The following is a 15,157-nucleotide window of genomic DNA, read 5'->3' on the forward strand; positions in this document are numbered from 1 at the left end:
TTTCCCCATTTCAGGCCACCGCCGATATGTCCAAAAAATCCTATTATTTTAAACTTAAACCCAAACTGCTCAACAAGAGTGTATTATGTTTATAAATTACCTCTTAGTTCTTGTTCTCGTTCCAGCGATTCGAATAAGGCTTTAAAGTTACCAGCGCCAAAACTTTGTGCGCCCTTGCGTTGGATGATCTCAAAAAACAAGGTAGGCCTATCTTCTATCGGTTTGGTAAAAATTTGAAGCAAGTATCCTTCTTCATCACAATCTACCAAAATGCCCAATTCTTCTAAAATTTTTATCTCCTCGTCAATCTTCCCAACGCGTTCAGGCATCATGTTATAATAAGCCTCTGGCGGCGCGCTTAGAAATTCAACACCTCTTGCCTTTAACGCTTTTACCGTTTTTACAATGTCTTTGGTTGCTACCGCGATGTGTTGCACGCCTTCACCTTCATAATATTCTAAATATTCTTCAATTTGCGATTTCTTCTTTCCCTCTGCAGGTTCGTTGATGGGAAATTTAGAGAAGCCATTTCCATTGCTCATTACCTTGCTCATTAACGCAGAATATTCTGTGTTAATCTGCTTATCATCAAAAGACAAAATATTTACAAAACCCATAACATCTTCATACCATTTCACGGCGTCATTCATTCTATGCCAACCCACATTGCCTACACAATGATCGATATAGAGTAGGCCAACCTCTTCTGGATTATAATCACTTTCTAGCTTGCGAAAACCAGGCATAAATGCTCCTTTGTAGTTTTTCCGTTCTATAAATATATGTATCGTTTCGCCATAGGTATAAATTCCGCTCATTTTTACCTCGCCATCTTTATCTTTAATGGTTTTAGGCGTCATGTAAGGTTTTGCACCGCGGCTTGTAGTTTCTTCAAAGGCAGAATAGGCATCATCTACCCAAAGTGCCAATACCTTAACGCCATCTCCATGCTTTTTTACATGTTCTGATATGGGATGATCTGACTTTAAGGCAGTGGTTAGAACCAGTCTAATTTTTCCTTGTTGCAATACATAAGATGCATGGTCTCTAACTCCAGTTTCTGGCCCTGAATATGCCAATGCTTGAAAACCAAAAGCTGTTTTGTAATAATGTGCCGCTTGTTTGGCATTGCCTACATAAAACTCTATGTAATCTGTGCCGTTAATCGGTAAAAAATCTTGTGCCTCTGCTATTTTTTCTGCAAATGTTTGTGTGCTCATATTTGTTTTTTTGAAAATTTGATGTTGGCTAGTAGGTAATAGGTTTTAGGCTTTCCGCTTTGGTCTTTCCGCTTCCCCCTCATTCCTGCCAACTCTTATAGTAATTCTCGTCTTCGATGTCTAAAGCGTCTTGGGTAAGCATCAACGGTTTAAAAGGATCAATCATTACGGCCAATTCTTCTGTTTTTTCTTGTCCGATAGATTTTTCTACCGTGCCTGGATGTGGCCCGTGCGGAATGCCGCCCGGATGTAAAGTAATTTGACCTCTAACTACACTTTTTCTGCTCATAAAATCGCCATCAACATAATACAATACCTCATCGCTATCTACATTGCTGTGGTTATATGGCGCTGGGATAGAGTCTGGGTGATAATCGTATTTACGAGGAACAAAAGAACAGACCACAAAATTATTGGCTTCGAAAGTTTGATGGACTGGTGGTGGTTGATGTAGCCGTCCTGTAATGGGCTCGAAATCGTGAATAGAAAATGCGTAAGGATATTGGTAGCCGTCCCAACCAACATAGTCAAATGGATGGGTGCCATAAATATAAGGATAAATCAATCCCTGTTTTTTAATCAATACTTTAAAATCGCCATATTCATCATGTGTTTCTAAGTCCTCTGGCAACCTTAAATCTCGTTCGCAATAAGGCGAGTGCTCCATCAATTGGCCATATTGGTTCATGTAGCGTTTTGGCGACCTTATCGGGCTAAAACTCTCTACAATAAATAATCGATTATCTTCCGTATCAAATTCCATTTGATGAATAGTTCCTCTCGGGATAATAAGGTAGTCGCCGTAACCAAACTTGATGTTTCCGAAGCCGTTTTTTAATGTTCCAGAACCTTCATGTACAAAAATCATCTCATCAGCCTGGCTATTTTTATAAAAATAATCAGTCATTGATTTCTTTGGCGCTGACAGCACAATATGTAAATCATTGTTAACCAGCACAGGTTTTCTGCTTTTTAAATAGTCGTCTTCTGCTTTAATTTTAAAGCCGATTAAACTGGTGTGTTTTAAATGTTTTTCTCTTGCAATTTTTGGTTCTACAGAATGAGGTTCTCCCAATTCTTTTACCAAAGTTGGTGGATGGCAATGATAAACCAGCGAATACAAACTCGAGAAACCTTCAGTAGAAACAAGTTCTTCAGCGTACAAACTTCTGTCTGGTTTGCGAAAAACGGTATGGCGCTTTGCTGGAATTTGACCCAATTTATGATAAACAGGCATAATAATAGGATATTTTAGTTTAGAAAATAGAAAAGGAATTGGCATTAAAGCCAAAATAAAACTTAGGTGTAAAACCTGTTTTATTTAGAATATTGTGCCATGATCAGTTTAGAAAGCATCTTGTAACGGCGCGCTGCAATGGCGTCGTTTACTAAATTGATATGTAATGCTTTTAAAATCATGGTCTGAATGATGCTAATTTAGCATTTTTTTAGGACAAATTAAATTAACTTTAAGCCATTAAAATTAAAAACCATGAAAATTGCGCTAATAATTTTACTTGCATTTGCGATGTACTTTCCGAGCCAAGCCCAAAATCGAGGAAAATACAAGATAAAAGTTGTAGAACACAACCATAAAAGACACCGCGGTATTTTCTATGCAGCGAATGATAATGGGTTGATTCTTTATAGAAGAAAGGGAGATACCACCTTCGTAAAAGCAGAAAACATTTCAGCACTTTATATCAGTCGCCCTGGTATTGTTGTTCCTATGGCGGTAATAGGCGGAGTGGCCCTTTTTATAGTTGGTGCGACTACCCCTGGTATAGATGGCGCTGCATTAGCTATTGCGGGCGTACCGTTGGGGGTAGCCGGCGGCTTATTACTTTCTCAGCCGTTTGCAAATAAAAGATACTATAGAAAACTAGAAGCTAAAGATTTTCCGCTCATCAAAAGTGACCTTAGAAAATATACAGTAGTGAAATAATGATGTGGGATAATTTGTGTTAGGCTTAGGGTTTTGCTCTCAAGTAGTTTTGCCAAATCAATTATATTTTTCTTTGGGATTAAAATTTGCACTCATAAATTATTCTATTGAACCATGTAAGCAGCAGATTTCGATTAATTTCTGTTTTCTAAGTATAACGTTTACAGGACTTTCGGCAAGCTTAGTAGAGTGTGTGAAGTAATATGATAAATCAGGATCTTTAAATTGGTGAAATTCTGAATTTCTTGCTACTTCTTTTCCTTTATTTCTAAGTGTTTCTAGATCTAAATTTATAGCCTGAAGGATTGCACTTCTTTTAACTAAAACATACTCAACTTTATATATATCATCAATACTGTCAAAATCCTTTTTTGCAGTTAAAAATAGCAATTGATAATATGCTGTTTTTTTGCTTTTGTCTGTTAGCCAACCTTCAACTCTTTCTCCCCTTTTATTAATAAAATTTAATTCGAAGGCAAACGTAGGCAGGCCTCCCTCTAAATAATACAACTGAGCCTTTTCGTCTATAATGATGTTATTTAATCCTTTGGTTGGAATTGAGGAAACAATATCAGAGCCAGCAAATTGATCCTCAATTGTATTTGTTCTTAGGGCGTTTATAAATAAACTTTGGTTATATAGTTTACGGTCTAAAAACTCAGATAAAATTCGTTCTCTTCTCATATCATTTTCACGAAACGTATTGTAAGTCATTACGGGTTTGATTTAATGCTTGATGAATGGACTTTAATTTTTTCACTTAACGAAATTCCTATTTTTTCTATAACACCAACAACTAGCGCATTTCCCATAAAAAAGGCTCTTTTTGTGTCAGAAATTCCATCAAATTTCGTGTGGTTATCAGGAAACATATTTAAACGCTCTAATTCAATTGGCGATAATCTTCTAAAACCTTTTTGAGTTTGAATAACGTGTTTAAATCTCGATGCAGATTTGCCGCCTTCGCCCGTAATAATTGTTCTCGAAGGTTTTTCTAAAGAATCGGGGAAAATCATTCCGCCTTCGCTATAGTTGTATTCAAAACCGTCTGCATTGGTTCGCATTTCTTTTTTTGGGCCTTTCAGGTATTTCCATTTGTCTAAATCCTCGTCATTTATATAAAAGTCTTCGGTAGCTTCTCCATTTTGGATCAAGTCTTTTAGAATGGTAAACTTTCCATCGTATTTCGGCTTAGTTTTAATTGTTGTTACATTTCCGTCGATCATTAACCCCGAATTTTCAAACAAACCTGTTTTTCCGTTTTTATTAAAATTTTCAGAAATGGAGACAATATCGCCTTTTAGCGTAAGCTCGGTTGCAGACAAAGAAACTTCTGTTGTTACAGGAAAAGAATTTGCTAAAGTACCATCTCCCAAAATCCATTCAATAGCCGAAGTGTTTTTTATGTCCTCGTAAATGCCTGTTCCTTGTAGGTAAGCCAAAATAAAAATTCTTCTCCGTCTTTGTGGCATTCCAAATTCGGCCGCATTAATAACACGCCATTCAACAGCATAGCCTAAATCGTTTAAACTTTTTAAAATTATTGCGAAATCTCTACCACGTTGTCCTGATGGCGAAATTAACAACCTATCAACATTTTCTAGGAAAATATACTTCGGTTTGTTTTCTTTTTCTGAAAGAATTTTATGAATTGACCACCATAAAACACCTTTTTTACCTATTAATCCTTTCGAGTTTTTCAGCGTTGTTGCAACAGAATAATCTTGACAAGGAAAACCGCCAACCAATAGATCGTGATCTGGCATTTCTGAAACTTCGACACTGGCAATGTCTTGGTTTGCATGTCCTATTTTTCCAAAACGGCTTTCATAAACCGTTGATGCGTGTTGCACTTTTGTTGATGGTTCCCATTGATTGCTCCAAACTACAGCGTAGTTAAGGTTTAATGGTTTTTTATAGTTTGATGATGCCGATTTTCCATTCCATCCTTCAAGCCCAAGCCTAAAACCACCAACACCTGCAAACAGTTCTAAAACTTTTATTTTATTTTCCATTATTTACGCTCTTAAGGTATTTTACTTTTTCTTCGGCAAACTTTAGGATTTCAATGTCCGCTTCCTCGTCGATAATTTTGTAAGCTATTTGTTCGCTCAAAAATTCTGATTGCAGTTCTTTTTTGTCAACTTGAAAATATTCAGCAATTTGGCTAATTATTTGTGTCGTCGGATGTCTTTCATTACGCTCAATTCTTGCAAACAGCGAAGTGTCCATTTCCAAATTTTCAGTAACAACTTTCAAAGTCTGTCCGGCTCCTTCTCTCAAACTTCTTAAAAGTTCCCAAAAAGATGAATGTTTTTTTACAATAGCCATTTGGTCATATTTCGTCCAAATATACAAGTCTTTTGAAAATGGATAAATCAAGTCTAGTTTTTTTTATTTTTTGCTGAAGTTTGGTTTTAACGTTTGGCTTGGATAGTTATCCTGAAATAAAGTCTGGAACATAATTAATAACAGAACCGAAAGATTTTCCCCCAGTTAAAAATGACTTAAAATAATACACAGCGGTAAAATGATTGGTATGTTTTTCGCAGTGAAATTGTTAGATTTACCTCAACCATTAAATTAAAACCGCATGAAACTTCTATCATACAAAACTGAAGAACTAGAACATTTAGGCATTTATCTAAATGGCCATATATATAACTTAAATAGCTGCGATAAGCTAATTCCAGACAATATGAATGCGTTTTTGCAGGGTGGCGAAGATTTAATGGAACGCGCAAAACAGATTAACGAAAAAATTAGAGAGGGCTTTCTTGATGCCAAAGAAGAGGTCTTTTACGAGATTTTAGCTCCAGTTCCAAATCCCCCAAGTTGCAGAGATGCTTACACTTTTAAACAGCATGTAGAAACTTCGCGCAAAAATAGAGGTGTAGCAATGATTGCAGAGTTTGATGAATACCCAGTGTTTTATTTTACCAACCACAACGCAATTGTGGGCACAGGAGAAATATCATGTATGTTGGATCATTTTGAGCAATTAGATTTCGAATTAGAGCTTGCAGTGGTTGTTGGCAAAAGGGGCAAAAACATTCTTGCCGCAGAAGCGGATGAGTACATTGCTGGTTTTATGATTATGAACGATTTGAGCGCGCGCAGGTTGCAGATGGAAGAAATGAAGCTGAATTTAGGGCCTGCCAAGGGAAAAGATTTTGCCACCGCAATTGGTCCGTGGTTGGTTACGCCAGATGAGTTAGAGTCTTTTAAAGTTGCTGCAAAAAATAATCACGTAGGCAATGTGTACGATTTAAAGATGACTTGTAGAGTTAACGGCCAATTGGTTTCTAGCGGCACAGCAGCCGATATGAATTGGACTTTCGCTGAACTTATAGAACGTTGCGCGTATGGCGTAGAATTGCTCCCTGGAGATATTATTGGATCCGGAACAGTTGGAACTGGTTGTTTTTTAGAGTTGAATGGCACAGGTAAATTAAACGACGCTAATTATAAGCCGCAATGGTTAATGCCCGGCGATGTAGTAGAAATGGAAATAACAGGTTTGGGTGCACTTACAAATACCATTATAAAAGATAAAAGCGATTTTTCGATCCTTGCGCTAAAGAAAAAAGCAGTATGAGGTTTCCAATCACGTTGCTCGTTGTTTTCACAATAGTTTCCATTTGGTCTTTTATAGGGTGCAAAGAATTATTTACCTGGTTTTTAGAATGTTTGCCTGCATTTCTGGGCGTAATTATTCTAGTTCTTACTTACAAAACCTTTAAATTTAGCAACCTTACGTACCTCGCTATTTTTATTCAATGCGTTGTTTTAGTTGTTGGTGGGCATTATACTTATGCAGAAGTTCCGTTGTTCGATTGGATTAAAAACACTTTTCATCAAACAAGAAACAACTACGACAAACTTGGGCATTTTATGCAGGGCTTTACACCCTCTATAATTGTCAGGGAGATTTTCCTTAAAAAGAAGGTGGTAAATGGAAAGAAATGGTTATCATTTATTGTAATATCTATCGCGTTGGCGATCAGTGCTTTTTATGAATTAATTGAATGGTTTGTTTCTGTAAATACCGGTTCATCGGGCGATGCCTTTTTGGGAACACAAGGCTATATTTGGGATACACAATCTGATATGCTTACCGCACTGATTGGTTCGGCTGTAGCCATTTTTTTATTTAAAAACATACAAAATACATCAATAAAAAACACTAACTAATATGCTATCATTTAAAGTTGAGGATTTACAACCTGCACAGGTGCAAAATTATTTATATTATGCCGTGGCGCCGAGACCGATATGCTTTGCATCTACAGTAGATAAAGAAGGAAATGTTAACCTTAGCCCCTTTAGTTTCTTCAACCTTTTTAGCATAAATCCACCAATCTGTATATTTTCTCCCGTTACGCGCATGCGAGACAATTCTACCAAACACACCTTAGACAACGTGCTTGAAGTGAAGGAATGCGTTATAAACATTGTAAATTATGCAATGGTACAGCAAATGAGTTTGGCAAGCACCGAATATGGAAAAGGGATTAACGAGTTCGAGAAAGCTGGTTTTACCATGGCTCCATCTACCTTGGTAAAGCCACCAAGGGTTTTAGAAGCGCCGGTGCAGTTAGAATGCCGCATAAAAGAAGTGGTTAAGCTTGGCGATCAAAAAGGGGCGGGCAACTTGGTGATTGCAGAGGTGGTAGTTATCCATGTACAAGAAGATATTTTAGACGACAAAGGCAATATAGACCAGCAGAAGATAGATTTGGTTGCACGCCTTGGTGGAAATTGGTACGCTAGAATTACACCAGAAAGTTTATTTGAAGTAGAGAAACCGCTAAGAACTTTGGGTATAGGCGTAGATGCCCTGCCAAAAAGCGTTAGATTATCTATGGTGTTAAGTGGTAACGATTTAGGACGATTGGGAAACCTAGAGACTTTGCCAACTGCAGAAGAAATTGACCAATCCATGCACCTACCGGCCGTAAAAGAAATATTAGATGCCACCATCGGCGATGCAAAGACTCGAGAGATTGAGTTGCATACCCTCGCAAAACGACTGATACTTAGTGGCAATATTAAAGACGCACTAACTGTAATTTTACTTTAATTATAAATTACGACTTTACTCTTCTCTCAAAATCACTGCAATTTCTTCAAAGCCTTTTTCTTGAGCAAGATCAGCCGGTAGTTTTCCGCCTTCCATTCTCAGAGAAACTTCTGCGCCATGTTCCAAAAGCAAGATAATAAGCTCTATATTACCCAATTGAGCTGCTGTATGTAATGGAGCAATGCCAGCTTTTTGGCAAACATTAGGATACGCACCCGCTTCTAAAAGCATTTGGGTAATGTTGTAATTGTTTGCAGCAACAGCCGAGTGTAGAGGAAAGACATTAAAGCCATTTTTAGACGGCAAATTGACGTCAGCACCTTTTAACAATAGAAATTTAGCCAATTGTTCATGGTTGAATAAGCAAGATAGTCCTAGAGGAGTGAAGCCATCTGCAGAAAATTCATTTATCAGCCCTGGATTTTTAAAAATAGCTAACGTTACCTCTTCAAATTTACCAACAGCGCAGGCATCAAAAATAGTAAGGTTATTTATGTATTCGCTGATCAGCGATGCAATATCTTTACGCTTATAATAGCAGGCAAGCATTAATGCCGAGGTTTGATGAGAAGTTTGACATCGAGCCAAGTCTGGTTTCTGTAGTAAAATTTCTTTAACAGCTGCGATATTACCAACTTCTATTTGTTCTTCAAGATGCTCAATATCCATAACTGAAAATGCGATGACCCCTTTGGGTTTTTTTGCTGATAAAATTAATTTGAAACCTCCACTAAATTATACATTTGAATTCATAAACAACCTTTTTGTAGGTATTTTTTTGATAACTACTCTGTATTGTTGGCGTAAAAAAAATCCCGCTCCGCAAAAAATGCGAAACGGGATAAACCTAAAAACAAAAATCAATAATCCTAAAACCTCAAGTGTGATGCTAAATAGACAAAAAAATAAGCCTAAGGTTTAATACCCTCAACATTTTTTATCTTAATTTAAACTGTGTGTTCAATCGATGGTTAGGCAGTAAACATTGATTAAATTCGAATAACCTGCAATTTTCTCAAAGCTTTTTGTAAATCCTGCGCAGATTTGCATAAGTTTGTTATCATTTTAAAATTTTAACGAAGAAGATGTCCGCACGTGGTAATCAGTTCAAAACCAATTCTTTCAAAAATAACAATACAGAAAATACCTCTGGCAAATCGGCTAGATCTAGGCAGCCCAGAGAAAAAACAGAATATTTACCAAAGTTCGATTTGCAAGACGGACGCGCCGTTAAGGTTTTCGGCCTGTTTTTCATCGTTTTATCACTTTACTTTTTAATTGCATTTACTTCTTATCTATTTACGTGGCAAGATGACCAAAGTTATGTAATAGATGCAAACGGTGGTTGGGGCAATCTCTTCAAAACTACCGAAGAACTTAAAAACTTGGGCGTTAATACCTCTGTGGTACAGAACTGGCTTGGTAAGTTTGGTGCTTTGTTGTCTCATCAATTTATTTATGAATGGTTTGGAATTGCATCGTTTTTGTTTGTGTTGGCATTTTTTATTATTGGCTATAGGTTGCTGTTTAAGGTAAGAATACTATCTATTTCTAAAACTTTAGGTTATAGCTTTTTCTTCTTAATTTTTATCTCTATAACGTTGGGCTTTGCCCATGGCTTTTGGACAGATTCGCCACATTTTTTAGAGGGCGAATTTGGTTTTTGGAGCAATAAAATTTTATCTGCACAAATTGGCACTGCAGGTGTTGCAGGACTCATTTTATTTGCAGGTTTAACTGCGTTGATCGTGGCTTATAACATCGATTTTAAGTTTCATAAAAGAGAGCGCTTTGAAGATGATGAAGACGTAGATGGAGAAGTTAAGCAGAACCAGCTGGTTAACGAAGATAGAACAAAGATGGCGCCATATACCGAATCTGGAAAGCGACCTACGTTGAACGAGAAATTGGCACAGAACGTGTCGGTAGATTCGTCAAAACAAGATTTGGAAGATTTTGTTCCAGTAACACCTATTAACAAAAAACCTTTACCGGTTAACAAGATAGTTGCACCTCCGCTTATTGTTGAACAACCAAGAGAACAAGAAGAGCCGATTGTTTCACCACCATTAACAGTCGAAAAAAGTGCAGAGGATATAAAATCTGAAGATTTGGTGGAGCAGTTTGGAGCTTATGACCCCACGCTCGATCTTCCGGGGTATAAAAAACCTACATTAGATTTGCTAGAAAATTACGGATCGGGCAAAATATCGGTGAATGCCGAAGAGCTGGATGCAAATAAGAATAAAATTGTAGAAACGCTCAATCATTACAACATCGAGATTGACAAAATAAAAGCAACGATAGGGCCTACCGTAACACTTTATGAAATTATTCCGGCGCCAGGGGTTCGTATTTCTAAAATCAAGAATTTAGAAGACGATATCGCTTTATCTCTTGCCGCCCTTGGCATTAGGATTATTGCGCCAATGCCCGGAAAAGGAACAATAGGTATTGAGGTGCCAAATTCGCATCCAGAAATGGTTGCTATGCGAAGCATGATTGCCACAGAGAAATGGAACCAGACCAATATGGATTTGCCAATTGCGTTGGGAAAAACCATCAGCAATGAGGTATATATTGCAGATTTAGCTAAAATGCCCCATTTATTAGTAGCAGGAGCTACAGGCCAAGGTAAATCTGTGGGTATAAACACTATTTTGGTTTCGCTACTTTACAGCAAACATCCAGCTGAGCTAAAATTTGTACTCGTAGATCCTAAAAAAGTTGAGCTTACGCTATTCAACAAAATTGAACGCCATTTTTTAGCAAAGTTACCAGGAGAAGAAGATGCCATCATCACGGATACGAAAAAAGTAATAAATACCCTAAACTCACTTTGTATAGAAATGGATCAGCGTTACGATCTATTAAAAGATGCGCAAGTAAGGAATTTAAAAGAGTACAATGCCAAATTCATCAAGCGAAAGCTAAACCCAGAAAATGGGCACAGGTTTTTACCTTTTATCGTGTTGGTGGTAGATGAGTTTGCCGATTTGATGATGACGGCGGGTAAAGAAGTAGAAACGCCAATTGCCAGGTTGGCCCAATTGGCCAGAGCCATTGGCATCCATTTGGTTCTCGCTACACAACGACCTTCGGTAAATATTATTACGGGTACCATAAAAGCCAATTTCCCGGCAAGGTTAGCTTTTAGGGTTTTGTCTAAAATAGATTCGCGGACCATTTTAGATACTGGTGGCGCAGATCAGTTAATTGGTAGGGGAGACATGCTTTTGGCAACAGGAAGCGAGTTAATCAGACTTCAATGTGCATTTGTAGACACGCCAGAGGTAGATAGAATTTCAGAATTTATCGGCAATCAAAGGGGATATTCTGACGCTTATTTGTTGCCCGAATATGTAGACGAAAATGGAGAAGGTGGGAAAATGGATTTTGATGCTAATGAGCGAGATTCGAAATTTGAGGAAGCAGCAAGGTTAATTGTGATGCATCAGCAAGGTTCTACATCGCTAATCCAACGAAAGATGAAATTAGGCTATAATCGTGCTGGCCGGATAATAGATCAGTTAGAGGCGGCCGGAATAGTTGGGCCTTTCGAAGGAAGCAAAGCTAGAGAGGTTTTATATCCAGATGAATATTCTTTGGAACAGTTCTTGAATGGTATAGATAAAAAGGGATAGATTAAACCATGAGGTTAAAAATCACTCTATATCACAACACATAAAAAAAAGCATATATAAAATGAGAAAATTAGTAGTAGCCATGATGGTGTTGGTAGGATTTACAACCATAGCCCATGCCCAGCAGGATGCAAAAGCCAAAACTATTTTGGCGGCAGTAAGTAAGAAGTACAAATCATATAAATACATTAAAACAGAGTTTTCGTTTACGCTAAGCAACCCAAAGGCAAATGTAAAAGAAACGCAGCAAGGCGTGCTTTACGTAAAAGTTAATTCGAACAAGTACAAAGTGTCCATGACGAACCAAGAACTGTACAGCGATGGTAAAACTCAATGGACTTATTTAAAAAAGGATAAAGAAGTTCAGGTAGGCAATGTAGACAATAGCAGTGATGCCATTAATCCTGCTAAAATTTTTACCGTTTACGAGAGTGGTTTTAAATACCTGTACACAGGGGAGAAGAAAGTTGGTAAGAAAACCTATCAAATGATAGACTTAACACCGATTAACGGCAAAAAAGCCATCTTTAAAGTTCGGTTAAGCATAGATAAGGCTGCAAATCAGATTGCTAGTGCTGTTTTATTTGATAAAAACGGGAATACGTACACCTATAACGTAAAGTCTTTTGCGCCAAATTCAAGTATGTTAGAAAGTACGTTTACGTATGATGCCAAAGCGCATCCAGGTGTAGAAGTAGTAGATCTAAGGTGATAACCCTTACTTAAAATAATTGAGGTTCGGCATAAATGTCGAACCTTTTTTATTTAGACCCATTTTATTTTTTAGCTTCTTTGAGTGTTACGATGGTATAGTAGCAAGGTATTCCTTGTGGGTCAACCAAGCTTTTGCCCTTTAAAGTAGGAGTTATATTTGCTCTTGGCATAATCTTGAAGATGCCATGCCAAAAAACGATTTTAGAAAAAATTATTCGCTTTAAAATGGTATCGTTACCTTTGTTAGCATGGTTCTATCGCTTACAAAACACACGCTCGAGAAGTTAGAGCTGCTTTTATTGGCTATGGGCTATAAAGTTAGGTATGAGAAAGGAAGCTTTAAAACAGGATCTTGCTTATTGGAACACAATAAGATTGTGGTGGTGAATAAATTCTCTAATTTAGAAGTTAAAATTTATGCACTTGCAATGCTCGTAAAACAAAGCGGGCTTAACGAGGTTAATTTGCACGAGAAGCAAAAGCAGTTTTACCAATCATTAATGCAAACCGAACTGTTTTAATCTTCGAAAAGATGGGAGAATTTAATTGATGACAATAACATTTTTAGGTACTGGAACCTCGCAAGGTGTACCGGTAATAACTTGCCCCTGCGACGTGTGCAAATCCAAAGATCCGCACGACAATCGGCTTAGAACTTCTGTATTGATACAAACAGAAGATAAATCTTTCGTAATCGATAGCGGTCCAGATTTTAGATACCAGATGCTGAGGTCGAATGTTCAAACGATAGATGCGGTATTGTTTACGCACGAGCATAAAGACCACATCGCCGGATTAGACGACATTAGGCCTTTCAACTATCTTCAAAAAAAGATAATAGATGTTTATGCTACCGAACGTGTACAATTGGCACTAAAGCGAGAATTTAGTTACATCTTCGCAGAGACTAGATACCACGGGTTACCGCAGATAAACGTTCATACAATTGTAGACGGACGAGCTTTTAATATTGGTAAAACGGCAATAATGCCCTTTGAGGTAATGCACCATTTATTACCCATAACTGGTTACAGAATTGGCGATTTTACGTACATCACAGATGCCAAAGCGATCTCTCCATCATCCATTGAAAAGATTAGAGGAACAAAGGTTTTGGTGTTGAATGCGTTACAAATAACAAAACACATTTCACATTTTACCCTGCAAGAAGCCATAAATTTTGCACAGGAAATTGGTGCTGAGAAAACATACCTAACGCACATTAGTCACAACTTGGGTTTACACGAGGAAGTTTCTAAAGAATTGCCGAAAGGCATTATTTTGGCCTACGATGGTTTAACGATAGAAGTTTAAGTTTCAAAAATCTCTATCAATAACAAAAACTTATTTATATTTGCGCCCACCTACCCGGGTGGCGAAATTGGTAGACGCGCCAGCTTGAGGGGCTGGTGCTGGCAACGGCGTGGCAGTTCGAATCTGCTCTCGGGTACATTATTATCTTTTTAAAGCCTAATAATTTAATTATTAGGCTTTCTTTTTTTAACTGAAATCCATTATTTTTCAATTTCTTATACCAGCAATTAAAAGCCATGTATATCGCGTTCGGTAGAGCAATTAAATTCTTAGCTTACCTTTTCTTTTGAAAGGAAATATTTATGTTCTTTATAACTAACATAATATGGCAGAGACACTCACAGTAAACAATGTTTCAATCTGGATACCATTACAAAGACCCAAGAACTAAATTTTAAAACGATGTTTCTGCAAAACTCTTGGAAAACTTTATTTCTAGTCTTATTTCAAAAACCTAGATATGGTATGTCTGCCTATGGAGTTTTCCAACAAATACTGTCGGCTTGAGGTTGTAATGGGCACTGAAAAATCACAATCGAGATAGCATTTATTTGTGCTAAGGGTTACAATATGATTTATATTGATGATGTACTGTTTATGCACTCTGACAAAGTGATGGGAGGGAAGCTGTAGATCTAAGTTTTTTAAACTCACTAACACAACATGTTGTTCTGTGCCGGTAAAGATTTTAGAAAAATCCCCGTTGCTTTCTATGTAGATCACATCATGAAATTTAAGCTTCGAAATTCCTCTTGGTTCTTTAAAATAAAAATAATCGTCCTCCTCTGTTTTTAACGGGGAAGAAATATCTTTTACTTTTGCCTTAAGTTTTAGGTAATCGGTGGCCTTTTGTATTGCTTTCAACAGTCGATCAAAAACAATGGGTTTTTCTATATAATCTATTGCATTAACGCTATAAGCATCTAATCCATACTCTTTATAGTTGCTTATAAAAATGAATAATGGTGGATTTGGCAAACTTCTTAACAATTCTATGCCAGACAATTCGGGCATCCGTATATCCGAAAAAACAATATCTACTTTATTATTTAGCAAAAAGCGGAGTGCCTGCACACTACTAGAACAGACGGATGCCAAACCTAATTCGCTTATTTTGCGAACGTGCATCTCTAGAACGTTCCGATCGATTTCATTATCATCTACTATTAAACATCTGTACATCTTCTATTCTTTAAGTTATACTGAATCTAACAGCACAAAAAATAAAAAATTCTCT

At 37.2% G+C, this 15,157-nt stretch carries 15 protein-coding genes and 1 tRNA gene; 9 read left to right on the top strand and 7 right to left on the bottom strand.

Translation table 11 applies throughout. The annotated features are described in order from the left end of the window. Positions 1-89: 89 nt before the first annotated feature. Together hppD and ABIB40_RS01465 are read right to left on the bottom strand one after the other, a co-directional pair. On the bottom strand, positions 90-1,220 hold the full coding sequence (gene hppD, locus ABIB40_RS01460) for a 4-hydroxyphenylpyruvate dioxygenase (protein ID WP_354355210.1): 1,131 nt from the start codon (positions 1,218-1,220) through the stop codon (positions 90-92). A 79-nt stretch (positions 1,221-1,299) separates the two neighbouring features. Then, entirely contained in the window at positions 1,300-2,502 is a 1,203-nt protein-coding gene (locus ABIB40_RS01465; protein ID WP_354355212.1) for a homogentisate 1,2-dioxygenase, read from the bottom strand. A gap of 210 nt (positions 2,503-2,712) precedes the next feature. Here ABIB40_RS01465 and ABIB40_RS01470 point away from each other — a divergent pair, with 210 nt between their 5' ends. Next, on the top strand, positions 2,713-3,165 hold the full coding sequence (locus tag ABIB40_RS01470; protein WP_354355214.1) for a hypothetical protein: 453 nt from the start codon (positions 2,713-2,715) through the stop codon (positions 3,163-3,165). A 99-nt stretch (positions 3,166-3,264) separates the two neighbouring features. On the opposite strand, the gene ABIB40_RS01475 is transcribed toward ABIB40_RS01470, so the two are convergent. From ABIB40_RS01475 to ABIB40_RS01485, 3 genes are read right to left on the bottom strand one after another with little or no spacing between them, the layout of a single operon-like run. After that, positions 3,265-3,879 carry a hypothetical protein gene (locus ABIB40_RS01475; RefSeq protein ID WP_354355216.1) on the bottom strand — a complete coding sequence of 205 codons (615 nt, stop codon included), beginning with the start codon at positions 3,877-3,879 and terminating at the stop codon, positions 3,265-3,267. After that, entirely contained in the window at positions 3,879-5,180 is a 1,302-nt protein-coding gene (gene dcm / locus ABIB40_RS01480) for a DNA (cytosine-5-)-methyltransferase (protein ID WP_354355218.1), read from the bottom strand. Before dcm ends, ABIB40_RS01475 begins: the two co-directional genes overlap by 1 nt. Then, positions 5,170-5,496, bottom strand: a complete 327-nt coding sequence (locus tag ABIB40_RS01485; RefSeq protein WP_354355220.1) for a helix-turn-helix domain-containing protein — start codon at positions 5,494-5,496, stop codon at positions 5,170-5,172. The genes dcm and ABIB40_RS01485 overlap by 11 nt, the downstream gene beginning before the upstream one ends. A 262-nt stretch (positions 5,497-5,758) precedes the next feature. Here ABIB40_RS01485 and ABIB40_RS01490 point away from each other — a divergent pair, with 262 nt between their 5' ends. The 3 genes from ABIB40_RS01490 to ABIB40_RS01500 are packed head-to-tail and all read left to right on the top strand — an operon-like array spanning position 5,759 to position 8,248. Beyond that, positions 5,759-6,763 carry a fumarylacetoacetate hydrolase family protein gene (locus ABIB40_RS01490; protein WP_354355222.1) on the top strand — a complete coding sequence of 335 codons (1,005 nt, stop codon included), beginning with the start codon at positions 5,759-5,761 and terminating at the stop codon, positions 6,761-6,763. Then, complete coding sequence (locus ABIB40_RS01495; protein ID WP_354355224.1) at positions 6,760-7,359, top strand: DUF2238 domain-containing protein; 600 nt, start codon at positions 6,760-6,762, stop codon at positions 7,357-7,359. Before ABIB40_RS01490 ends, ABIB40_RS01495 begins: the two co-directional genes overlap by 4 nt. A 1-nt stretch (position 7,360) precedes the next feature. After that, positions 7,361-8,248, top strand: a complete 888-nt coding sequence (locus ABIB40_RS01500; protein ID WP_354355226.1) for a flavin reductase family protein — start codon at positions 7,361-7,363, stop codon at positions 8,246-8,248. Between the two features lie 15 nt (positions 8,249-8,263). Here the strand turns inward: ABIB40_RS01500 and ABIB40_RS01505 are convergent, their stop codons facing one another. After that, positions 8,264-8,917, bottom strand: coding sequence for an ankyrin repeat domain-containing protein (locus ABIB40_RS01505; protein ID WP_354355228.1), 654 nt, complete (start codon positions 8,915-8,917; stop codon positions 8,264-8,266). A gap of 416 nt (positions 8,918-9,333) precedes the next feature. On the opposite strand from ABIB40_RS01505, the gene ABIB40_RS01510 reads away from it, so the two are divergent. The 5 genes from ABIB40_RS01510 (at position 9,334) to ABIB40_RS01530 (ending at position 14,056) form a co-directional block, all read left to right on the top strand. Further along, positions 9,334-11,892: an FtsK/SpoIIIE family DNA translocase gene (locus ABIB40_RS01510; protein ID WP_354355230.1), complete on the top strand. Its 2,559-nt coding sequence runs from the start codon at positions 9,334-9,336 to the stop codon at positions 11,890-11,892. Between the two features lie 61 nt (positions 11,893-11,953). After that, a complete protein-coding gene (lolA1, locus tag ABIB40_RS01515) occupies positions 11,954-12,604 on the top strand; it encodes an outer membrane lipoprotein periplasmic chaperone LolA1 (protein WP_354355232.1) in 651 nt (216 codons plus the stop codon). A 250-nt stretch (positions 12,605-12,854) separates the two neighbouring features. After that, on the top strand, positions 12,855-13,127 hold the full coding sequence (locus ABIB40_RS01520) for a hypothetical protein (RefSeq protein WP_354355234.1): 273 nt from the start codon (positions 12,855-12,857) through the stop codon (positions 13,125-13,127). 28 nt (positions 13,128-13,155) lie between these two features. Beyond that, positions 13,156-13,920, top strand: a complete 765-nt coding sequence (locus ABIB40_RS01525; RefSeq protein WP_354355236.1) for an MBL fold metallo-hydrolase — start codon at positions 13,156-13,158, stop codon at positions 13,918-13,920. Between the two features lie 52 nt (positions 13,921-13,972). Continuing rightward, positions 13,973-14,056: transfer RNA gene (locus ABIB40_RS01530), tRNA-Leu, on the top strand. Positions 14,057-14,361: 305 nt separating this feature from the next. On the opposite strand, the gene ABIB40_RS01535 is transcribed toward ABIB40_RS01530, so the two are convergent. After that, entirely contained in the window at positions 14,362-15,102 is a 741-nt protein-coding gene (locus ABIB40_RS01535; RefSeq protein ID WP_354355238.1) for a LytR/AlgR family response regulator transcription factor, read from the bottom strand. Between the last annotated feature and the right edge of the window lie 55 nt (positions 15,103-15,157).

The organism is Pedobacter sp. UYP30 (assembly GCF_040547165.1).
Lineage (GTDB): Bacteria > Bacteroidota > Bacteroidia > Sphingobacteriales > Sphingobacteriaceae > Pedobacter.

What these genes read in the sequence shown, in the direction of transcription:
- ABIB40_RS01535 (WP_354355238.1), bottom strand. Translation starts at nt 15,102, where the DNA reads ATGTACAGATGTTTAATAGTAGATGATAATGAAATCGATCGGAACGTT.
- ABIB40_RS01470 (WP_354355214.1), top strand. Translation starts at nt 2,713, where the DNA reads ATGAAAATTGCGCTAATAATTTTACTTGCATTTGCGATGTACTTTCCG.
- ABIB40_RS01490 (WP_354355222.1), top strand. Translation starts at nt 5,759, where the DNA reads ATGAAACTTCTATCATACAAAACTGAAGAACTAGAACATTTAGGCATT.
- ABIB40_RS01525 (WP_354355236.1), top strand. Translation starts at nt 13,156, where the DNA reads ATGACAATAACATTTTTAGGTACTGGAACCTCGCAAGGTGTACCGGTA.
- ABIB40_RS01465 (WP_354355212.1), bottom strand. Translation starts at nt 2,502, where the DNA reads ATGCCAATTCCTTTTCTATTTTCTAAACTAAAATATCCTATTATTATG.
- ABIB40_RS01505 (WP_354355228.1), bottom strand. Translation starts at nt 8,917, where the DNA reads ATGGATATTGAGCATCTTGAAGAACAAATAGAAGTTGGTAATATCGCA.
- ABIB40_RS01500 (WP_354355226.1), top strand. Translation starts at nt 7,361, where the DNA reads ATGCTATCATTTAAAGTTGAGGATTTACAACCTGCACAGGTGCAAAAT.
- ABIB40_RS01475 (WP_354355216.1), bottom strand. Translation starts at nt 3,879, where the DNA reads ATGACTTACAATACGTTTCGTGAAAATGATATGAGAAGAGAACGAATT.
- ABIB40_RS01495 (WP_354355224.1), top strand. Translation starts at nt 6,760, where the DNA reads ATGAGGTTTCCAATCACGTTGCTCGTTGTTTTCACAATAGTTTCCATT.
- ABIB40_RS01520 (WP_354355234.1), top strand. Translation starts at nt 12,855, where the DNA reads ATGGTTCTATCGCTTACAAAACACACGCTCGAGAAGTTAGAGCTGCTT.
- lolA1 (WP_354355232.1), top strand. Translation starts at nt 11,954, where the DNA reads ATGAGAAAATTAGTAGTAGCCATGATGGTGTTGGTAGGATTTACAACC.
- ABIB40_RS01510 (WP_354355230.1), top strand. Translation starts at nt 9,334, where the DNA reads ATGTCCGCACGTGGTAATCAGTTCAAAACCAATTCTTTCAAAAATAAC.
- hppD (WP_354355210.1), bottom strand. Translation starts at nt 1,220, where the DNA reads ATGAGCACACAAACATTTGCAGAAAAAATAGCAGAGGCACAAGATTTT.
- ABIB40_RS01485 (WP_354355220.1), bottom strand. Translation starts at nt 5,496, where the DNA reads ATGGCTATTGTAAAAAAACATTCATCTTTTTGGGAACTTTTAAGAAGT.
- dcm (WP_354355218.1), bottom strand. Translation starts at nt 5,180, where the DNA reads ATGGAAAATAAAATAAAAGTTTTAGAACTGTTTGCAGGTGTTGGTGGT.